The following is a 19,584-nucleotide window of genomic DNA, read 5'->3' as shown; positions in this document are numbered from 1 at the left end:
TCACCGCTTCTTCGGTGCCGCGCGTTTGACCGCGCCACGTTTGGGCGCAGGACGACGCATCTCCCCGATCACTGACTCCGCACGTTCGCGCCACTGTGGAATATCGACACCACCGAGGTCGTCGGTAGTGAATAGGGTGCCACCGGGACCACCCTCCTCCGTGATGCCGTACGCCGCGTACCACGCGCGTTTGCGCTCCCACGCGGCTGCGTATTCGGGCACATCGAGCTTGCCCAGATGTTCCCAATAGACATTTTGACCGTCCGCCGTAGTGATCGTGAAGTCCGGCACCTTCCGACTACCGTCGGGTGCGATCAACGGCTGCTCGTAGATCCAGGACCCGGGCGCGATGTCGTCGAGAATACCGGCGACAATCACCTCGTTCTTACTGCGCACCAGGATTCCACTGCGAGTGACGTGCACGAGTCCCGCGTCGAGGAAGGTACTCGGCGCACCGGGGGTGAGAGTGCTGACACTTACCGGGTCCGGGGCGATCGTCAAGTCCGTCATCCGGCGACCGGTATCCGATCCGGTGGCACGCGTCAGTTCGAGCAGATCCTCGATGGGGCCCTCGTGGCACAACACCACCCGCCGGGTCTGCCGGGTCAGCGCGGTGTAGATCAGTTCACGTGAGACTCGTCCGGCACTGGCCGGCAGCATCACGATAACCAGGCCGAACTCCGAGCCCTGCGACTTGTGCACCGTGAGCGCCCAAGCCAGTTCTACGGGGGCGTCGGTCTCGGAGCCTTCCATCGTGGTGCGGAATCGACGACCCCGCTGGCTCGAATACTCGACGTCTGTTTGCCATGGTGCCTTCGACATATTGCGCGACTTGATCTGCCCGACGACAACACCGATCTCGCCGTTGGCGAGATAGTCCCGGCCTGCACCCTCGTCTCGGGACCAAAATTGGGCGTACTTTCGGTTGGTGAGGTTGACAACCTTGTCTCCCATCACAATCCGCTCGGGACCGAGCGGTTTGGGGACCTTCCTATCGCGGTCCCACTTCTGCGCCTGCCGCAGCTCAAACCCGCGATAGAGTTCTTTCAGATGCCGATTGAGCCGAATAGTGCCGGCAGCATGGTTGCGAAGCGGGGACAGCACCTGCCAGTCCTCGATGTGCCCGGGTGCATCGTAATAGTTGACGTACTCGGCGACGGTGGCGCCGTAGGAGGCGGCGAAGGATCGTCCGTCGTCATCTGAACGAACCCCCAGTTCCTCGGCGAGGACTTTTTCGAGAACCTGCTCCGGGCTACGTCCGGCCCAGTGCACGGACCGCAGCGATTCCATGTGTTGGCCCAGCCGCATCCGCTCCCACACCTCGTCGAAGCCTTCGGGGATCTCGTCTCCCGCGAACCACTTCGCGAGCATCAGGTCGTCCCGCACCCGGCCCTGCTGCCGACGGAGCACCGTCAGGCCCGCCCAGCCAGGCGCCACCTCCGGCCAGCCGCCGTCGTGAGCGGCCCGCGCTGCCCGGTCCAGGTCCACGAATGGTCTGCCCTCACCGATCGGCGGAAGTTGCCGCGGGTCGCCCACCAGGATCAGGCGTTGCGGCGGATGGAGGGCATCGATCAGCGCCGCGAGCATGGTCTCGGTGAGCAAGGACGCCTCGTCGACGACCACCAGCCCGAATTTCTGCCGGGTGGCGGGATCGCTGGTCGCCGTATACCGACCTGTCGATCCGTCGAATCGGTCACTGCGGGCAAGGAACTGGGCAACGGTCACCGCATCGTGTCCGACCTTCTTGGCGAGCTGGACGCGTGCTTTCCCGGTCGGTGCGAGCAGGAGTACACCGCCGGACTGGATTTCTGGACGTTGCACCAGCGCCTTGACGAGAGTGGTCTTGCCGGTCCCAGCGGGGCCGTTGAGAATGGTGAAACGGCTGGTATACATCTCCGCGAGGGCTTCCGTCTTCTCCTCGCGGGCACGGCGTTCCTGATCGAGATCATGGGGGTCATGCGCTGAGAGATCCCCGAGCATCGTGTCGAGGGCGGTGGCGAGGTCATCCGGTACGCGATGCCGGGGCTGACCGGATAACTGGCCGGTGAGATCCCGGATCGTCGTACGCACTGCGAGCAGTGAGCGCAACTTGTAGGCGGCGCTACCATCAGCAAGGCGAGTGTTGGCGATGACCGGCCAGTTGTTGTCTGGATCGTCATCGAGCGATTCGGGGTGCAAGTCCAGCCCAGTAAGGACCTGCGCACTCAAAGGCAATGGCCGTACAAGATTCCGGTCTGCCACTCGGGCGAGTAGCGCGGGTAACGGCAGCAAGGTATGTCCCTCACCAGCGGCGACCGACAGTTCCGAGGCAATGAGCGCCTCGACTCGTCGCGGATCACCGGGATCGTCGAATGGCTCGGTTACCGGAAGGGGATGCGCAGCCAACAGCTCGGGGGCACCGAAACACCCTCGATCGACGATGTCGAAGTCGATCGGGTCGTCGTCGTCCACGGTGCAAGTCACCAGATGGTAGGGGTTCTCGAGTAGTTCCTCCGACTCGATCGCCACGCTCGTCTCACCGTCGAGCACCGCAGTGATCTGGTCGTGGGACAGGTCGAACCGTACGAGCAATCGCAGTGCGGCGCGGTCCTCGTCGGTAAGCGCCCGCCAGACGCGCTGCCTGGTCACGGTGAACAGCACACTCGACGGCCCTGCCGGTGGATTGCCATCAAGTCCGCTGGTCAGGGTGTCCCAAGGGTCGTCCCCCTCCGCGGTGGACGCGGTAATCAGCCTGGCCGCGTAGGTTGGGTACTCGAAGCCGAGCCGACCGAGCACCGCGGGCAACCCGGTTGCGACTCCACGGCGCCGCCAGGCCGTATGCAGTTGATCGTCGAGCCAGCCGATCGAGTCGGGCGGGACGGCGCAGCCCAGCTCGGTCGCAGCGTCCGCGGCGGCGCGTAGCGCCATCAGGGAGGCTACAGCTGCGTCGTCCGCCACGTGCTCGGTGACGTAGGAGAACTCACGCTCCTTCTGCGGCGCTGCTGCGAGCGCGCTGGAGACATCTGCACCCTTCGCGGCGAGCGCTGCCAGGGCCTGCATCGGCAACAGGATCCCACCGGCGCCGTCGGGTCGGAGCGTGTGCCGAATGGTGGTTTCCCACATGTGGTTCGGGAAGTCTGTTGGACTTTCAGTCGGCCAGCGGCCAGGAAGCTGAAGAGAATCGACAGACGCTGCGCCGATCAGGAGTCGGCCGGCGTCTTCGAACGGCGAGTGCCGTAGATAGAAGAAAACCAGGGACTGCTGGGGGGTGACGTTGCGGAAGAATGTCTCGATCAGTGCCTTCTGGTTATCGCCGTGGAGCACCCAGGTCTGATTCTTCGGGTTGAATCCAAGAGCAGCGTTCGCGCCGGCTTCGAGCTCGGCGACATAACCCTCGAGTGGCTCAGTGCGGGCGATGTCGTCAGAGTTTGCGCTCATCATCCAGTAATAGGGAGTCGCATGCACCGACCAGGCCGGCAACGACAGCCAGTCGTCGGAGATACCCTTCAACGCCTTGTTCCACCGGTATGGATGGGTCTTGTGAACCGTCACCTCATGCGGGCTGAGAAAGGTCGCCCGCTCCTCGACGCACGGGGGCAGCTTTCCGTTGATCTCATGCACCGGCAGTCCGGCGTAGCCCGCTTCGCGGGAGTCGTCGCGATTGGCGCCGATACTGGGTAGCAGCACACACGCCGAATTACGTTCCGGGGCCCGGCACACAGTACCGTTCCATCCGGAGTCGTGCCACGGTACGCGGACCGACAAGTGCTGCACGTATCTCGGCACGGTTCCTCCTAAATGTCCAGTTCGACGTCGTCAGCGGACACAGCTTCTCGTTCCCCGTCGAGTAAGTCGGTGGCGGCGATCGACACCTCGTAGTCGGTGTACGGGTCGAAGTCGGGATGTAGTTCGATCACGTCGAGGACGTCGATAAGTTTGCGCAGAAACAAGCGTGGCGCGATGCCGACGCGACCACCGAGCTTGCCTGCCACCGCGTCGGCGAAGCGCCGCAAGAACTGGTCGTCGGCGACGGCGCGAACACGATCGGCGTCGTCGATCCCGCTGACGAACAGTTCGCGGACCCGTCCGCCGAGCTCGACGAGCTTGTCGAGGTCGAAACCCGTGAGCCGCAGCTGCGGAGCGCGGGGATTGTCGAAGCGCGGCTCGCGGGAAAAGTCGGTATGCAGCCGGTCGGCCAGCGGCGGCAGGAGCGCCACCCCCTGCCTGCCCTCGAAGAATGCGGGGGTGCCAGTGATAAGGAGGTACAGGCCAGGAAAGTGCCCGTCGTGTACCTCGTCGACCAGCTGCCGCAACGCATTGAGAGCCTTCGCCCGGGCATCTCTGCGCACCCGCTGCAGGGTTTCCACCTCATCGAGGACCAGCAGTAGTCCGGCATTGCCGGCGTCGGCCAGCACGGCGAGCAGGCCGCGCAGGAACCCGAGGGCGAGGAAGTGGTCGAGATCGCCCTTGATGCCGGCGCGCCGCTTCACGGAGGCGGCGACGTGCGGCTGCCCACCCAGCCAGGCGACCAGCCCGTCAGCTCCGTCGTTGTCGCCCTCGGCGATCATCCGCCGATAGGCGCGGATCGCCATCGGGAACACGGGTGCCCGGGTGGCGACGTCGGCGAGGCGTCGTTCGAGCAGCGAATCTACCTCGATGCCCTGTTGCTGCGCGTCGTCCTCGATAGTGAATAGCCAGGCGTCGAGGATCGGACGCAGCGCGCTCGGTGGGATCGACGCGGTGCGCAGCGATTCGATACTGCGCCGGTACACGGTCTCGAGTTTGTGCAGCGGGGTGTCGATTTCGTTGACCTGGACCTCGGCGATCGCGAACCCTTGCTTGGTGGCGCGGTCGGCGAGCCAGCGGGCGAAGAACGTCTTGCCGGAGCCGTAGTCGCCGCGCACCGCCTTGAACATGGCGCCGCCGCCGGCTACCGCGGCGAGTTCGGCGTCGAGTTCGGTCTCGAATCTGCCCAGTCCGACGGCCAACTGATCGAGGCCATTGGACGGCACGGTGCCGCGGCGCAGGGCGTCGAGGATCTCCCGTCGCCGACGCGGCGACACGGCGGTCACGAGCCGATCCCGAACTGCTCGCGCAGCGCCGCCTCGTCCACTCGCACCGCACCGTCGAGCAGCAACACCTCGTAGCCCTCGACGTCGAGGACCCGTTTGATCTGCAGCAGTGCGCCGCCGACCCGACCGGTGCCGATCCCGAGCAGCGACGATGCCCGCAGCAGGGTTAGCTCGCGCGAGGGTTCGGCCAGCAATGCGGCGAGTAGGACGCGGATCTGGTTCTCACTCACCGCGATCCGGCCGGCAAGGCGCAACTGGTCGCGGAACACGGCGGTGGCCAGCACCTCGTCGGCGACCGACCGCCCCGGAGCAACGGGCCGTGTGGCGGCCGGTTCGTCGAACAGGCTCGGTTCCTGCGTGGCCGTCTTGCGGCGGGATCGGGGCGCGGGGACGGTGACCGTTGCCGACGCAGACTCCGAGCCCGAGGATGCGGCCGCCACGGTCGCGGTGTCGACGACCGGCGCGTGCCACCAGTCCGGCTGCACGGGATCGAGTTCGCTCAGGCCGGCGGGGCGGTCGCCGGTGTGCAGCACGATCACCGGGGTCACCACCTCGGCGGGCGAACCACCACCGTGGTAGCCGGCGTGCACGGGGCCGTAGCGGACCGTCTCGTCGACGGCGAGCACCACCGCCCCGGAATCGGTGAGCACCCGCGGCCCACGGACCAGCACCTCGTCGTCGGCGACCGCGGTCAGGTCGCCATGTGCGCGCAGTCCGTACACGGAGTCGCGGTCCCGTTTGGTGCTTTCGCGCCGCTCGATGACGTGCCCGTGATCGGACGCGATCACCACGGCCCGGCCGGCCGCCCTCGCCGCTTTCAGCAGCGGACGCAAGTGGGTAATGGTGTCGACGGTCCAGTCGGTGCGGCCAGGGTCGGTGTGGTGCAGGTTGTCGTCGACGTAGTTGAGCACCGCCGCGACGAGCGGTCGGCCCTCCGTGTCGGCGACGGCGTTGGCGACATCGGTGGCGAGGGCGGCGCCGGCGGGCATCGAGTCGAGCGCTTTCTTGTGGAAGATCGGGTCCGGGACACCGGACGCCGCCTGCAGGCCGGCCTTGCGGAGGCTGTCGAGGAACCCCGCCCGCTCGGCCTGTTCGGTGCCCTCGCGCAGTTCACCGCAGAGCAGCGAGCAGCGGCTGCGTCCGGTGAGTGTCGGGAGCACGGCCAGCGCCGCGGTGCGTCGGGTGGAGCCGAGCACACCGGCCTCGGTCCATCCGGTGTCGGTGGCGACGCCGATCAGCTCGGTGGCCACCGCCTGGGACAGCCCGTCGAGCACCAGCAGCAGGGTGGGCCGGTCCCCGGCGAGCGGCAGCACCACGCGGGCGAGCAGATCCTCGACCACGAGCGGTTCGGGGTGCGGCGCGTCGGCCAGGGCTGCGGCGAACGCGCGGTCGCGGGTGCGGCGCAGCCCGGTGACGGTCTCGATGACCCGGCGCAGCGTGGCGACGTTGGCGGGGAGGTCGGCGCCCCGGCGCACCGCACCCAAGGCGGAGTCCACCCACGCGTCGACGTCGACGTGCCGCTGCGTCAGTGCGGTGAGCGAGGCGCCATGGTCGCCCGGTCCGGCGAGCCAGCGCAGCAGCCGGACCGCCGCGGCGTAGGCGCGGCAGGTGGGGTCCTCTGCTGCCAGGAAATGCCGCTGAACGTCCTGCCACGCGGACTCGATGCCGGCCAGATCGGCGGGGATCGCGGGCAGCGTGGTGACCGGGCCGAGGGGTAGGGCCGTGTCGATCTGATCGGCCAGGACCGTGATTCGGGAGTGCAGACCCTGCGGGAGCAGCTCGGAGCGGCCGGCGAGCGGCTCGATGCCCAGCGCCCGCACGTGGCGGTCCGCGGCGTCGAGCACGTTCTGGCACTGCTGGTAGGTCAGCGGTCCCATGACCAGTGCCGCCGCATCCTGGTACCAGCCACGCAGATCGTCCGCACCGAGCCGGTGCAGCCCGAACGTGCCCTGGAACTTGCCGAGCGCCAACTGCCCGCCGGGCACCTCGGGGTCGAGCAGACCGGCGAGCAGACCGAGCGGCACCAGGTCGGCGATCCGATCCGCGGCGAGCAACGCGGCGACGGCGGGACCGAGACGGCCGGCGCGTCCGGTGAGCCAACCGGTCAGCGACGCCGCCAGTTCCGGCCCACCCTCGGCGGCCAGCCGTGCGTAGGCGTCGGCGGCTGTCGGCTGTCGGCTCCACTCGAGCACCGCGAGGGTGTCGATTTCGGTGGCCGGATCGTCGGTGACGCCCAGCACCCCGCGCGCCACGGCGGACATCGCGTGGGTGCGGGTGAGCACCCCGCCCGGCGCCGGGGTGTAGGCGGAGGTGGGCAGCACGGCCAGCAGGCCGGTGGCCAACGCGCGGTCGTTCGCCACCCGGTACAGCGCCGGCTCGATGGTGGTGGCGGAGAAGGTACTGCGCAGCGCATCCCACGGGTCAGGGGTGAGCAGCTTCCCCTCCAGCAGGTGGGCGAGCACACCTGTGCCCAGCTCGTCCTCTTCGATGGGGGTGAGGATGACCAGCCATTCCCCGTCGGCACGCGAGTGCAGCGCCTCCCACACGGCGAGCGTGGACGGGCACGGCACGACGGTGACTCGGGTGCCGTCGTGGCTGAATTCGCCGCCGTCCCAGCGGGGCACGGCGCGCAGCCCGAGCACGCCGTGCCGGTGCCGCTTCTCGGCGGCCTTGGCGAGCTTTGCGTCGATGATCGGCCGGGTGGCGGCGAGCGTGCTCACTCGACCCACCAGGTGACCCGCACCCGCGAGCCGTATTTGTCGAAGGCGGCGCGTAGCCGGGCGGACACGTCGTCGATGTCGCCCCGACCGCGGAGTTCGACGGTCTCCGGATCGGTGACCGGCCTTGCCGCGGGCTCCGGCTTCGGTATGGGCTCGGGGGTCGGTGTGGGTGTGGGGGACGGTTCAGCTTCCCCGACCACCCACTCGACCACCTGGTCCTCGCCGCGGGCGAGTTCCTCGGTGAGCGCCTGCCCAGGGATGGACACTGCTTCCCGCAGTCGACGCAGGATCGCTCGTGCCGCTTCTGCCCGCTCGCCGCCGCGGGACGCGCCCGCGGCGACCTTGTCCAGCAGTGGCCATTTGAAGCCGCGCAGGGTGCGGCTATCGCGACCCGCCTCGGCGAGCATCCGGCCCGCGGTTTCACCACCGACCGGGAGTTCCAGGTCGGCGAGTGCGTCGATGGTGGCGACATTGCCCCCGGTCTGCGCCAACCGGTCGAGGGCTGCCAGCAGAGCACGGGCTGCCGTGATCCGGTCGGTGTCGGTGGTGTCAAGGTCCAGTACGTGGTGGGCTGCGCCGAGCCGGTCGATCAGTTCGGCCAGTGCGGCTCGCTGACTGTCGGCGCGAACCCGCACCTGCTGGGCGAATTCGGCCACGTTGGCGCCGGTCAGGTAGGTGCGGGCGAGGGTGTAGCCGAACAGCTGGGTGGCCGCCAGCCTGGCCGCCTCCCACGCGCGCTGCTCGGGCAGCTCCTCCGCGCGCAGTTCGATGTTCTCCCGCATCCGCCCGAGCGGGGGTGCGGCAATCGGGGCTCCGGCCTCGAACCAGGCGCGTTTACGCAGTAGCGCCCACGCGCCGATCACCAGGTCCCGCGCCTCGGGCCGCAGGCCCCATGCGGGTGTGAGGGTGTCGATGTGCCGCTGCAGCACACCGACGTGGATGGCAGTGCCCGGCCCGGCCTGGTTGGCCACGCGGTCCAGTTCGCCCGCCCAGTACGCGAACTGTTCCTCCCCGAACAGGAAGTGGTCTTCGGTGGCCTTGCCGACGCGCAGCGGTCCGGCGATGCGCTGAACGGTCTTGCGTTCGCCGCCCGGTTGGGTGAGAACGCGGCCCTCGGACTGGGTGCATGCCTGTTCGGCATAGCCGCGGACCACCTCAAACTGGCGGGGAGTGATCTCCTCCATCGCCGGCGTGAACTCGGGATGCGACGGGTAGGTGGCGGAGAACGCCTGGTCGGTGATCTTCTCGAACGCGTCCTGCAGGGTGAGCGCCGCGGGCAGCTTGGGCTGGAAGTCCTTGCTCAGCGACACCAGCACCTCGGTGTGCCCGGGGTCGTCGACGAACATCTTCGGATCGGTCGCCTCGATGCCGTAGGCCTGTTTGAGCAACATCTCGAAGCCCGTCATGGTGCCGCGGTGCAGGTTCTCCAGGATGCCGCGGGCCTGCGCACGATCGGTCACGGAGAGGTGATCGGAATTCTCCTGCCAGCGGTCACCGCTGCCGGTGAACAGCCAGTCCAGCTTGACTAGCAGCGCAAGATCGTCGATAGCTTTGCCGGAGAAAAACTTCGGCAGCCACACCACCGTGTGCCGGTCGCCGCTGCCGGCGAGGATCCGGTCGATCCGGGCGATGTCGTCGGCGGTGGAGAAGTTCTGTTCGTCGAACGGGTAGTCGACGATGAACCGCCAGGTGCCGGGCCGGTTGTCGAAACTGGTCTCGGCCACCGAGCCGGCGTCGCGCACGTTGCCGAACACCACGTCCACTTCCCGTCGAGACCCACGCCAATACACGCTGCGGGTGGCGGCGCCGCCGAGATCGTCCTGCGCGGTGGTGATGCCGAGCGCGTGGTGCACGATCTTGCGCAGCAGCACCCGGCGACGGCCGGGATTGTCCTCGCCGCGGACCCGGTCGAGCACCGACTGGTAGTCGACGTCGGCGAGCTGCACGCGAATAATCGGGTTCGCGCCGTCGGAGACGGTGATCTCGGGGACATCCTTGGCCCATTCGCGGACCACACCGAGGACCACGCGGGCCTCGCCGCCGCGCAACCGAGATTTGATCGACCCGTGGTTGAGGGCGGCGAGGCGGGAGGCGGTGATGTCGCGCAGCGCGGGCACCTTCGGGGCGATCGCCGAGAGCAGCAGCGTCTTGGCCACGCGTTCGTGCGCGCGGAATCCGGCCGGCGCGGCGTCGGGGTCGTCCGCGATCTGCTCGTCGGTAAGGTCGTGCTTGGCGAGCAGGTGCGGGCGCAGCTTGCCGTGGTACAGCTCGAGCGCGGCCTTGAACATGGTGCCCGCGTGGGTGTCGATCGGCTGGTTGCCCTCGACGATGTAGTCGAAGGCGTCGCCGACGGGAATGAGATCGTCGACGGTGAGGGTGTCGCGCCGGTCGACGAGCATCCGCTGCATCACCTTCAGCGCGGTGCGTTCCCGCTGCATGACGCTCGACAGGCTCCGCAGGGTGGCGATCAGTGCGGGTGAGAACGGGTAGGTGAGCCGGAACTCCCGTTCGGAGGCGCCGCGGTGCTCGTCGGTGGTGTTCATGCTGTCGCGCAGCACGTCCCACACGTCGGCGGTGCGGCTGACGGAGCGGAACGCCTCGTCGAGGACCTCCGCGCCAGGTTCGTCCCTGGGGCGCAGCAACCGTGCGTGCGCCACCTCGGCGAGGTTGTCGTCGCCGAGTTCTATCTCCTGGAAGCGGCCCTGCTGGTAGTGGAACGCACGGTCGAGCGCCTCCTGCTCGGCCCCGGACGCGCCCGCGTCGGCGAACCATTTGCGCAGGTCCATCTGCCGAGAGACGAACGAGATCAGCGGCAGCGCTCGGTGGGTGCCGGACGATTCGACGAGTTTGGTGATCTTCTGCGATTCGCGGGCGAAGAACTCGGTGTCGCGCACCGAGAACGCCAGCCACAGCACCAGCTCGTCGAGGAAGAGCACCACCGCGTCGTAGCCGAGGGTCTTCGCGTGCTCGGAGATCGCGACCAGCCCACGGTCGAGGTCCACGTACCGGGCCTGCTCGGTGAACGACCCAAAGTACGCCTCCACCAGGGCGGACACCAATTCGCGGCGGCGCGGATCCTCCGGGGACGAGGCGAGAGCGTCCTGGTAGCCGGCCAGGTCCCAGGCGCCGATCAGCCCACCCCACTCGTCGTCGCCCCCAGCGCCACCAAGCCCCTCGAAGAACTTCTTGTCGCCCATATTGCTCCGCAAGTTCTCGGCGTCCGCGAGGAGACTGTCGGAGATGTGCACGGAAGGCAGCGGCGCCTGCGGGTGCAGCCGGGCGATCTGCTGCACGTACCCCTTGAAGATGGCTTCTTCGAGGCTCTTCGCGCCGAGCAGGTGGTAGGTGAGCCGCAGGACCTTCTTCCCGGCGAGGGAGCCGTCGTAGCTGCCGGTGAGCTTCTTGTACCGGGGGACGCGTACGGCGGGGTGGTTGCCGAGCAGCGCGTACAGCACGGCCATGAAGTGGCTCTTACCGGAACCGAACGAGCCGGTGAGGTAGGCGGCGCGGGACTTGTTGTGGGCCAGCCCGTCTGCCACCAGATTCAGTGCCAGCTCGAAGTTCTCCTGCAGCGAGTCGGTGAGCACGTACGCGTCGAGGGTGTCGCGGATGTGTTGATCGTCGTCGGTGCTGTCGGTCAGGCGCAGCACATAGTCTTCGCTACCGGCCCTCTCGGCGATGTCGATGACGTCGCGCAGCAAAGTGCTCATGCCGGGGTGCTCTCCTTCTTGGTGCGACGGCCACGGGTGGACGCGGGTGGGCGCCACGCGGCGAGCTCGTCGACGGTGACGCCGATCTGGGCGCAGCGCGAGCGCAGCTCCTCGCCGACGGTGTCGGCGACGGACTCGCCGAACTCGGGGTCGATCTCGCCGTGCCACTGCTGCACCCACGGCAGCAGTTCGGCGAGGCCGGCGAGCATGGGAGTCAGCTTGTCGGCGCCCCAGCCGTCTTGGATGCGCTCGTCGATCAACCCGGCCAGGGCCAGGGCCTGCTCGGCGTGATCCCAACCGGCCCAGCCGAGCAACTGGGTGGTATCCGAGGTGCGTCCGGCGTCGGGGTAGGAGATAAAGCGTTCCTTCGGTACGTCGAGCTTGCCGCGCCGCGACCAATACGTTTTCAGGAAGTCGGCGGGCTTGTATTTCGGCGGCACCGGGATCGGGGCATCGAGTTTCTCCCCGGCGTCCTCGCGGCGTTGCAGCGCCCAGGTGTGCTCCCAGGCGGCGCGCTTCTCGAGCCCGGCTGGCTTGTAGCGCAGCGCCGCCAAATACGGCACGCCTTCCTCGTCGAGCAACTTGGCCAGGGCTGCGCCGGTCGAAGATTCGGCACTACCCGCCCACAGCCGCAGCACGGCCCGGAAATCGGGGTCGCGGTCTAGCCGGTCGGCCAGTTGGGACACACTCTGCGGGGTGGGGCGGTCGTCCCGGTCGAACCACAAAGCCCGGTCTTCGACGCGATCGAGCAGCCAGTCACGCAAGGCTTCGGTGACGCGCTCGACCCATGGTTCGACAGCCCAGCGCCGCTTGTGCTCCGGCTTCTCCAGCAGCCGCAGGTTCGGGTTGATGGCGATGGCATCGAGGCGACGCCGAATCAGTGTCTGGTAGTCGGCAGGTAGATGGGTGGGGATTTCGGTGATGGGGGTGGAGCGGTGCCGCTCGAACCACTCTGTGTGCTCGCCGTTTTCCACCGCGCGAGCGAGCACGATCTCGAAGGCGCGCTCTCCAAGTGCGATACCCGGCAGGTCGCCGGGATAGGTGAGGTCTTCGTCGATCAGGCCGTAGAGCCGGTAGCACTCCCAGTCGAGCTCTTCTTGGTGAGCAATCATCAACGCACGGATGCGTTCGGATTCCTTGCGCGCCAGCTCTAACGCATTGGCGGTGGGCACGGTCTCGCATGCCACCGCCTCGGGGGTTTGGGTCGCAAGCTCCTGTGCAAGGGTTTCGATGATCCGGGCACTGTCAAGTGGATATGTTGGTGGAAGCGGAATCTTCTTGACGATCGTTCCGGGATATTCGCGGGTTCGCGACCACGTAATATTTGCTGCTCCCCCCTTCGGCTGAGTATTTTCGCGAAGCCAAAAGCCAACCGTCGAGCTGTTCAGAACACCGAGCAGCTCAAGATGATCATTCTCGCTTCTACCGCGTGGCAACTTGATAACGGGTGCAGACTGTTTGAATACTTTTCCGCCGCGGTCGAGGACAAAGTGATTGTGCGTTGCTACGAATGCAAATGCGATCCCTAGATCAACAGAGAACCGTTCCGGGTGCCATCGACTCCACTCGTACCAGGTAAGACCGATCTCCTCATGCGTTCCGCCAAGTTCCCGACGTGAATCCAATATCGATTTCATTGGCCATAAGAGCCGAGCGGTGGCAGGATCGTCGAGCGAAGCCTTCAAGGACTTTGAATATGGAAAGAGCGCCTCGGTATCGGGTGTGATGAGCCACTCACGGATGGCGTCACCCGTCACCAATGGCACTACGTGGTCATCGTCGACACGATGGCGCCGCCAGGCACCTGGTGAGGCAAAGTAAGCGTCATCAGAACCCGTATGACACGTCCGCCCTGCCACATTGATCAGGTCGCCAAGAACCGAGACATGCGCACACTCGATCTTGGATCGTAGCTCTACAGCACCGCCCCCTGACAGGCTCCATGGATGCTGTGCAAGTGAAATTCTCGGAAGATCGACCACATCGATCCATTCGTCTGAATAATCGCGTTGACCCAAGTGCTCAACCAGCGACCGCCAATAGGGGCCAGCGCCGCTGTTGCCGACGCTTCTGCTCTCCCGGCGACCTTTCGACAAGATGACACGAACTTCGCCACGTCGCTGAGGCCCTCCAGTTCCGACGATGATCACGGTAGAGGTTCCATCACTATTGTGCCCCGGTATCCAGGCTCCTTCAGAGTCGATTACCGCACGCATATCCCGACGGGGAAGATAATTCTCAACAAGCTTCTGTCCGAAGTCCCGCTTCATGAACGAATTCGCTGTGATTTGGCCAACCCAACCCGGGTAAACTCCCCTCTCCCCAGTTCGGGCGAGTTCGAAGAATAGTTCCATGAACGGTACGGTCAGGGCATACTGTTTGAAGCACGTCGAATATAGTGCACGATAGATGCCGCTGAGGGCCGAATCGCTCACCTGGATATACGGCGGATTACCTACCACCACATCGTGTTCGCGCTGCAGGATCGCACGCAGCGCGTCCGCGTTCTCGGTCGTGTACGCGAACTGCTCCTGCCCCAGCGTCAGTAGGTCGTCGCTGATAGTCTGCTGCCGAGCCCCCCACAACAGCGAATCACCGGTCGCCAGATTCAACTCGATACCGATCAGTGTCTCGATCGACTTGTCGCCACTCGCTTCGAGCGCGGCGACAATCAACCGGAACCGGGCAATGGCCACCGCGAACGGGTTGATGTCCACCCCATACACGCCTTCAAGGGCCTTCTGCACCAGCATTCGCGGGCCGAGCGCCGGGGCCTCGCGCTGCCAGCGTTCCAACAGCCGGTGGAAGGCACCAAGCAGAAAGTGCCCACTGCCGCAAGTGGGATCGATTACCGTGAATCCCTCCAACGGACGCTCCGCCAGGGCAGGTTCGAGAGTTTGATCGAGGATGAACTCCTCCACGAACTCCGGCGTCTGCAGCAGCGCATACGTCTTCTTCGCAAATTCCGACAAATCTTGATAGATGTCACCTAAGAATCGGGTGTCTACTCCGCCGAACGTCCATCGCAGCGCCCCGAAATCGTCTTGCTCCCACCAGAATTCGAGCAGCGCACGCGCCGCATCACCAGACGGGGCCACCTGGCGCAGGGGCGAATACTCGTCGACCAGGCCCTTCGTCGCATCCAACCCGGCGAAGTGGTCGACCACCTGCTTGATCCACTCGCGGTCGGTGTGCTCGGGATGCTCGGCGAAGTAGGCGTGCCGTGCGTCGAGGGCCTGACGGCGGGCGTTCGCGTCCGGCCCTGCGATCCACTGCCGCGACACCAACCGGCGATCCTCGCAGTACCGGGCGAATACCGTCACCAGAACCCACGCCACCGCCGCCTGCGTCACCCGCTCGTCCCGCCACGCCTGCCACGACGACGCCGTCCGCTGCGCCTTGAGGGCGTGCGTGTGCTCGGCCCGCCATCGATCGCCCACCCCCGGCTGGCGGGTGTCGGGGTCGGCGCCGTCGACACGGGCCCGCAGGTCGTCCTCCAGCTCGATCACCTGCCGTCGCAGCGCTGCCACCAGACCGTCGATACCCGCCATCAGCGCACCCTCTCCACATCGGCGTCGGCAAGATCCGACGCCGTCCACATCACGAACTGTCCGCCCGGCACCCCGAGCTGAATCGGCTTTCCATCCACCACCGCCCCGGTCTGCCCGCGCATCTGCGGCACCACGGCCCACACCGGCCGAAGGCGCGGGGCCGACAGGTCACTGAGCCGGGCGAGCACATCCAGGCAGCCGTAGCGGGCCAGGGGCGAGAGCTCGGTAAGAATCAACGGACGCGGCTGTTTATCGGCCTGCGTGGCCTCGGACGCAGCGCTGACGAATACCTCGGCCTCGAGGTCCGCGATCACCTGCGGCAACACCCGATCGAGTACCGCCCGCAGTCCGCGCGCATCCTTGGTGCCCTCCGCGGCGGCGTCGGCGTTCCGGACGCGCTCCCACCCGATGCCCTGCTGTCGGGTGAAGGCGTGCATCGCGTCGATGATCCGGCCGGTGACGTCGACGAGTTGCCCGTCGAAGCTCTCCACCAGCCCGCGTGCCACCTGCAGGTGATCGCCGGGCCGGCGCACCGGCACCCCTACAGTGACGAAGCCATTCTCTCGCAACGATTCCTGCAAGAAGCCCGATTGCGCGGCTGCGGCGACCGAAGACGCGTCGCCTGTGCGGCCGGGCGAGGCGCCCCCGGTGTGGGTGACCGCGCGGGTATGTAGCGACGTCGCGCTCGGCGGGGTGGCGTCCGGGTAACGGTAGGCACCGTCGAGCCAGCGGAGCCCAATGCCGGCCCGGTCGATCATCGTGTCCAACGCCGGCCGGCCAGGCAGTCGATCCAGTTCCGGGAACCGGGCCGCCACCCGGGCCCGTACCTCGCTTGCGGCGAGTGACTCGGCCTGTGACAGCCCGGCCAACGCCAGGCGCAATGCCTCTGAGGGGCCGAGGCTGCGCGCGTGCAGCTCCCCGCGGCCCGACACCGCCGCCCGACGCGACACCGCCGCCGCCAGGCGCACCAACCGTGCGTCGGGGGGCAACGGCAACTGCGCCTGCGGGCCCGCCGCGTTGCGGTAGGTGGCGGTGAACGCGGCCCGCACTTCCCTGGCCGCAGTCGGCGACGCAACCACCACGTCGGCCGTCGTCACCAGCTCGTCGGCGCGGCGGGCCGCGGATTCTGCGGCGGCCAGGAGCAGCTCGTCCGTCGCGACCAGGGCCAGGCGCCCGTCGTGGCGTCGGCGCAGCAACCGCTTCGCGCCCTCGACGGCCTCGTGTTCGGTGAGCCGGTCGAATGCGACCCGGAGCAGTCCGGCGGCGGCGCGTTCCGCAAGCGCGGGCGCGGCGGCATCGGAATCGTCGGCGGGTGGCTGCGGCAACCGCCCCCGGATCTCGGCGGTCAACGTCGAAATCGCTGCCACCCCACCGGAATCGGCCAGCACCTGTTGCGCCGATTCGATGATCTCGTCGAGTAACTCCCGAGTGGCCGGGTTCTCCGCCCAGTCGGACTGCAGCTCCTTGATCAACTGATGTCCGCGCTGGTGGGTCTTGCCCAGCACATCGGCCAGCTCGTGCCCACTGGCGAACGCGTCCAATCCGGACGTGGTGCCCAGTAGTAGTGCCGCCGCCGCCCGCCTGGTGCCGGCTCTGCCCTTGCCGACCGCGGCGAGCAGGATGGCCACCGCCTCGTCCAGTCCCAGCAGGGCTTGGCCGCGGGCGGTGCGTTGCTGACGGCCGAGTCGTTTGGCCCACTCGCGGTAGCGGTCGCGGATCTCGGTGCGGGTGCCGCGAGCCTCTTTCGCCAGTAGGCGGTTCAGCTTGGTCGAATCCAGCGCCAGCAGTTCCCCGACCGTGGTCACCTGGAGCGTCCCGAGTGCCGACACGGCGCGCGCCGTCAACCCCGCCGCGGTCAGGTTGGTGGCCGTGGTGGCCTGCTCGGCGGTGCCCGCGGTATCGACGGGTACCGGCTTCTCGTCCAATTCGGTGAACACCGCGCGCCAGGCGCGCAGCATGTCTTCGGCGGTATCCGACCGCAGCTCCACGCGCCGCGATAATGCGCCCACGAAGAACTGGGTCAGCGCGTCGGCGACTGCCGGATCGAACCGTTCCGGCACCACCGTCACGTCGTCGTCCACCGTGGCCGGGTTGGCTTGCGGATCCGGTCCGTACTGCGGCGCGTCGCCGGTGGCCATCTCGAACAGCACCACCGCAGCGCCGTATCGTTCGGCGGCGCTGTCGTACTGCGCTCGACCGCCTTGTCCTAGAAACGGATCCAGATACGGCGGGGTGCCGGCCTCGATGTTGCGCGGATCCACCCCGGCCATCGAGAAGTCGAACATCACCAGGTGAGTGTCGGCCCGCTGGCTCGACGACCACACACCCAGATTCGACGGCTTGATGTCGCGGTGGGTAACACCCGCCCGCTCGAGCGCCATCACCGCGCCGAGGAGATCCTCACCCCACCGCTCGAGCTGGTCGATCGACAACCGTCCGCCCTTGGCGGCCAGCTCTTCCGACAGGGTCGTGCGGCCCGCATACTGCAGCACCAGCGCGGCCCGCCCGGCGACGACCTCCTCAGAACTGAGCTGAACGATCCGCGGATCGTTCAGCTTGCCCAGCACCTGCGCCTCCGCGTGAAGTCGGAGGGCCGCCTCGTCGTCCTTGGCGACCTTGAGGACCCGCTGCGCGTCGCCCGCCTTCCGGTCGGTCACCAGGATTCCGACCGCCGTGGACCCGGCGCCCAGCCGGCGCTGGTAGACGAAGCGGCCGTCACCCAGCTCGGCGCCCGGGCCGGCGTCGAGCGGATCGGCGACTTCCTCCGCGGACACCAACACGGTGCGGGTGTCCTCGAGACGGTCCAGGAAATCGGTGACCGTCGCCAGCCGCTCCGCGGGGCTCGGATGGGTCGCGTCGAGCACCAGTTGCCGCAGCGCGGACGGCACCTGCGGCATATCTGCGGCTAGGTCCAGGCCGCGGTCGCGGCGCAACCGGTCCATCAGCTCACCACGCTCGGTGGCCGGCATGGTCCCACCGGTCAGCAGATAGAACGCCAACGCGCCCAGCCCGAACACGTCCACCCGGGCCGGGTCCGTCGCCGCCCCACCCTCTGGAGCCGCGAAGAGTCGGGCTTGCTCGGTGAGCGCACCCGCCATCAGACTCAACGGTCCCGCCGACAGTCGGGTCACCCCGGTCTCGGCGTTTGCAGGCAGCACCCCGGCGCAATCCCAGTCGGTGACCAGCGGCAATAACGCACCGCCCTTCTCCCGCACCGCGACCGCTCGCGGATTGAGCACCCGATGCACCACCCGGTGCCGGTGCGCATATTGCACGGTCTCGGCGACCTGCGAGAGCAACTCCAGCTGACCGTCCAGGCTCAGCGTCGTCGCATTGTCGGCCAGCCACAGGTCCAGTCGGGTGAACGCCTTCGGCTGGTCGAACACCAGCCCGATGCCCATCTCCTTGTCCTTCACCACATCGGCGGGCACCTGGAGACCGTCGTGCCGGAGGCGGGCAAGCAACCGGTACTCATGCTCCACCGCGCGCACCCGGGCATGTTCCTCGGTGGTGCTCGCCCCCGGCTTGGGCAGGTAAAAGCGGATGCGGGCATGCCGTTCGGTGTCAACGTGGTGGAACGCCGGCCAGTCCTGCCAACCTTCCCCGTCGCCGAGCGGCTGCTCGTCGATCACCCACGAGCCGAGCTCACGCTGCCGCCGCGGCGCCAACCCGATCTTGGTCATCAGGTCGCGGATCAGCAGGGACTTCTGTTCCGTCACAGGATCGTGCTGCGGCGGAGCCAGCAGTCGTTCGGAAATGCCTGGCAGGTGGCTGTGCGCCTCCTTGCCGTCGAGCCCGTACAGGCCGAGCGCGGAGCTGGCCGGCAGCTCGCACGCCAGGCTGGGGTGGTGCAGAAAGACCAGTTCCTGCACGTAGGGGATGACACCCCTCAGCTCGCGCGGATTCTGTCCCACGTGCTCCGCGAGACGATCCTTGAGCAGCGACGAAAAGTACTGCGCCTTCCGCCTCGTCAAGAGCAGCGGCGAATCCTCGGACCGGTACCCGCCGCGCGTCCACACGTGATCGTTGCCGCGCAACGTACCGCTGTAATACTTGAGCTCAATGAGGTACAGCGTGTCGCGGGCCAGGACGAGCAGGTCCACCTCATGCCAGCGGCCGCGGCTGTCCCGGAACTCGAAGTTGGACCAGGCCCGGAATGGCGGAGCATCAGGAAGCAGCGCCTTGACGAGGTCGAGACCCTCCTTCTCGTGGTCGAATTGCGAGGGGCTGACCTCGACCCACCGGCCGTCCTGCACCTGAGCTCCTCACCGATCTACACCGCTTTTGCCATTACTTTGCCATCCCTCCCTGTAGCGCCACGCCACACCCGCGCGTTACCCCGGCGTGGGAGGAGTTCAGGTTCCTCAGCAGTACCGGCGATGACAAAAGCAGCATGCACGGTTGTCACGCAACGGGCTTGGGAGTCTTAGCTAAGCGTGGACCGCTTACGCGTCGTGCTGGTATGCCAGGGCCTTTGAATCGCCACCACGGCCGGATGCTCCGCCGTTCTGATGACTGAAATCCACTTCGACTCAACAATGTGCTTCGTAGC

At 67.2% G+C, this 19,584-nt stretch carries 6 protein-coding genes; all 6 read right to left on the bottom strand.

What is annotated here, in order from left to right; translation table 11 throughout:
* Positions 1-3,666: an AAA family ATPase gene (locus HQ354_RS17330; RefSeq protein WP_222635284.1), complete on the bottom strand. Its 3,666-nt coding sequence runs from the start codon at positions 3,664-3,666 to the stop codon at positions 1-3.
* A 107-nt stretch (positions 3,667-3,773) separates the two neighbouring features.
* Complete coding sequence (brxD, locus tag HQ354_RS17325; protein WP_222635328.1) at positions 3,774-5,042, bottom strand: BREX system ATP-binding protein BrxD; 1,269 nt, start codon at positions 5,040-5,042, stop codon at positions 3,774-3,776.
* A 5-nt stretch (positions 5,043-5,047) separates the two neighbouring features.
* A complete protein-coding gene (pglZ, locus tag HQ354_RS17320; RefSeq protein WP_222635285.1) occupies positions 5,048-7,771 on the bottom strand; it encodes a BREX-2 system phosphatase PglZ in 2,724 nt (907 codons plus the stop codon).
* Complete coding sequence (locus HQ354_RS17315) at positions 7,768-11,538, bottom strand: DUF6079 family protein (RefSeq protein ID WP_308115338.1); 3,771 nt, start codon at positions 11,536-11,538, stop codon at positions 7,768-7,770. The genes pglZ and HQ354_RS17315 overlap by 4 nt, the downstream gene beginning before the upstream one ends.
* Positions 11,478-15,032, bottom strand: coding sequence for a BREX-2 system adenine-specific DNA-methyltransferase PglX (pglX, locus tag HQ354_RS17310; RefSeq protein ID WP_222635287.1), 3,555 nt, complete (start codon positions 15,030-15,032; stop codon positions 11,478-11,480). The genes HQ354_RS17315 and pglX overlap by 61 nt, the downstream gene beginning before the upstream one ends.
* The gene (gene pglW, locus HQ354_RS17305) at positions 15,032-19,288 is read right to left on the bottom strand and encodes a BREX system serine/threonine kinase PglW (protein ID WP_222635288.1); all 4,257 of its coding nucleotides are present in this window, start codon (positions 19,286-19,288) and stop codon (positions 15,032-15,034) included. The genes pglX and pglW overlap by 1 nt, the downstream gene beginning before the upstream one ends.
* Positions 19,289-19,584 lie beyond the last annotated feature (296 nt).

This window comes from Rhodococcus sp. BP-261 (assembly GCF_019835205.1).
Classification (GTDB): Bacteria; Actinomycetota; Actinomycetes; order Mycobacteriales; family Mycobacteriaceae; genus Rhodococcoides; species Rhodococcoides kyotonensis_B.
Note: the sequence above shows the minus strand (reverse complement) of the source record. Positions and strands in the feature narration are given on the sequence as shown.

Excerpts from the sequence above, each read along its gene's own strand:
- pglX (WP_222635287.1), bottom strand. The coding sequence starts at position 15,032 with ATGGCGGGTATCGACGGTCTGGTGGCAGCGCTGCGACGGCAGGTGATC.